This is a genomic window from Paenibacillus camelliae, assembly GCF_023715345.1.
GTDB classification, from domain to species: domain Bacteria; phylum Bacillota; class Bacilli; order Paenibacillales; family Paenibacillaceae; genus Pristimantibacillus; species Pristimantibacillus camelliae.
In genome coordinates this window covers 1-277 of sequence record NZ_JAMBNY010000080.1, presented here as the reverse complement: position 1 = coordinate 277, position 277 = coordinate 1, and the positions used below count along the sequence as shown (strand labels likewise).

The window sequence follows — 277 nt, the reverse complement described above, 5'->3', positions numbered from 1 at the left end:
TCCGCCGCTAAGTCTCAAGGAAGCAAGCTTCCTATCAACTCCGCTCGACTTGCATGTATTAGGCACGCCGCCAGCGTTCGTCCTGAGCCAGGATCAAACTCTCCATTAAAGTGTTTGATTGCTCATTTATTTCGCTTTTTATCAACAACCCAACGGGGTTGAATTGTTGATGGCAGTTCTTACTCGTTGTTCAGTTTTCAAGGAACAATGTCGTTCTCATCTCATCTTGCGAGTGTGACTCGAACGTTTTGTTTTTGTGTGTCTGTCGCGATCTCTC

1 rRNA gene is annotated in these 277 nt (G+C 45.8%); it reads right to left on the bottom strand.

The annotated features are described in order from the left end of the window. A 16S ribosomal RNA gene (locus tag M3180_RS22500) occupies positions 1 to 109 on the bottom strand; the annotation flags it as partial. Positions 110 to 277 lie beyond the last annotated feature (168 nt).